The organism is Streptomyces sp. NPDC054840 (assembly GCF_053611065.1).
In genome coordinates, this window is record NZ_JBSGZP010000944.1 from 1 (window position 1) to 2,213 (window position 2,213).

At 71.1% G+C, this 2,213-nt stretch carries 2 protein-coding genes; both read left to right on the top strand.

Annotated features, from left to right (window positions below):
- Positions 1–46 precede the first annotated feature (46 nt).
- The gene (locus ACWGIU_RS36240; RefSeq protein WP_453712330.1) at positions 47–796 is read left to right on the top strand and encodes an ABC transporter permease; all 750 of its coding nucleotides are present in this window, start codon (positions 47–49) and stop codon (positions 794–796) included.
- 58 nt (positions 797–854) lie between these two features.
- Entirely contained in the window at positions 855–2,186 is a 1,332-nt protein-coding gene (locus ACWGIU_RS36245; protein WP_453712329.1) for an LLM class flavin-dependent oxidoreductase, read from the top strand.
- The last annotated feature ends 27 nt before the right edge of the window (positions 2,187–2,213 follow it).

Sequence of the window (2,213 nt, forward strand, 5' to 3'; positions counted from 1 at the left end):
CGCCCCGTCCCCCGGCCGGAAGGCCGCCGGGGCCCTCGGCCGGTGGCTGCGCGCCGTCGCCGTGCGTTCGGCGGCCCTCGTCGCCCTGCTCGCCCTCTGGGAGACCGCGCCCCGCCTCGGCCTGGTCGACGCCACCTTCCTGCCGCCGGTCAGCGAGGTAGTCACGGCCTGGTGGGACCTCCTGGGCAACGGCCAGCTCGGCCGGCACACCCGGGCCAGCCTCGCCCGCTCCTTCGGCGGCTTCGCCATCGCCGTCGTCGTCGCGGTCCCGCTCGGTCTGCTCATCGGCTGGTACCGGCCGGTGGCCGCGCTCCTCGGCCCGCTGCTGGAGGTGTTCCGCAACACCGCCGCCCTGGCCCTGCTCCCGGTCTTCGTGCTGCTGCTCGGCATCGGCGAGACCTCGAAGCTCTCGATCGTCGTATACGCCTGCCTCTGGCCGGTCCTGCTGAACACCATCAGCGCGGTGGGCAACGCCGATCCCACCCTCGTCAGACTGGCCCGCTCGATGGACCTGTCCACCCCGAGGCTCTTCCAGAAGGTGATCCTGCCGTCCTCCGTACCGGCCATCTTCACCGGCATCCGGCTGGCCGGCGCCGTCTCCATCCTCGTCCTGGTGGCCGCCGAGATGATCGGCGCCAAGGCGGGCCTCGGCTACCTGATCAACGCCTCGCAGTACAACTTCGCGATCCCGCAGATGTACGCGGGCATCATCACCATCTCCGCCGTCGGCGTGGCCTTCAACCAGCTGCTGGTCTCGATCGAACGCCGCCTGAGCACCTGGCGCGTCCCCGCCTGACGCCCGCGCCGTCCGGGCCCGCCCCAGCACGCAACGCCACCGAACTCAGGGAACAGCCATGACCGCGAACCGCACCCTCCACCTCAACGCCTTCCTGATGAACGCCGGTCACCACGACGCCGCCTGGCGCCACCCCGACAGCCGGCCCGAACTCATCACCGACCTGCGGTACTTCCAGGACCTGGCCCGCACCGCCGAGCGCGGACTGCTCGACTCGATCTTCTTCGCCGACGGGGTCGCCCTCTGGGGCAAGGCCCGCCACAACGCACTGGGCGGATTCGAGCCGCTCACCCTGCTCTCCGCCATCGCCGCCGTCACCGAGCACATCGGGCTCATCGCCACCGTCTCCACGACCTTCAACGAGCCCTACAACCTGGCCCGCAAGTTCGCCTCCCTCGACCACATCAGCGGCGGCCGGGCCGGCTGGAACATCGTCACCTCGGGCACGGTCGACGAGGCCCGCAACTTCAACCGCGACGAGCACCTGGAGCACCACCTCCGCTACGAGCGCGCCCGCGAGTTCCTCGACGTCGCCACCAAGCTCTGGGACAGCTGGGAGGACGATGCGATCGTCCTCGACAAGGAGCGCGGCGTCTACGCCGACACCGACAAGCTGCACCCCGCCGCACACCGCGGGGAGCACTTCGGCGTCGCCGGGCCGCTCAACGTCCCGCGCTCCCCCCAGGGCTACCCGCTGCTCGTGCAGGCCGGTTCCTCCCAGGACGGCAAGGAGTTCGCCGCCCAGTACGCCGAGGCCGTCTTCACCGCCCAGCAGACCCTCACCGACGGCCAGACCTTCTACAAGGACCTCAAGTCCCGCCTCGCCACGTACGGCCGCGCCGAGAGCGACCTGCTCGTCCTGCCCGGCATCGCCCCCGTCATCGGATCCACCGAAGCCGAGGCGAAGGCCTTGGCGCAGCAGCTCACCGACCTGCAGGTGCCCGAGTACGGCCTCGCCCAGCTGTCCGGGATGCTGAACGTGGACCTCACCGGACTGCCGCTGGACGGCCCGCTCCCGGACCTGCCCGAGGAGCGGGACATCAACGGCAACAAGAGCCGCTTCACCCTCGTCGCCGAGCTCGCCCGGCGCGACGGCCTCACCCTGCGCCAGCTGATCGCCCGCCTGGGCGCAGGCCGCGGGCACCGGGTCTTCGCCGGTACCCCCGAGCAGATCGCCGACCAGCTCCAGGAGTGGTTCACCCAGGGGGCCGCCGACGGCTTCAACATCATGGCGCCGGTCCTGCCCACGGGCCTGACCGCTTTCGTCGACCACGTCGTGCCGATCCTCCAGCGGCGCGGGCTCTTCCGCACCGAGTACACCGGCGCCACTCTCCGCGAGAACTACGGCCTCGCCCGGCCGGTCAACCGGCACACGCGGGAGAGCGTATGACCGAACAGCCGCCGGCATCCTCCTGAT

Bases quoted from the DNA above. Each gene is read 5' to 3' on its own strand.
- ACWGIU_RS36245 (WP_453712329.1), top strand. From the start codon at position 855: ATGACCGCGAACCGCACCCTCCACCTCAACGCCTTCCTGATGAACGCC.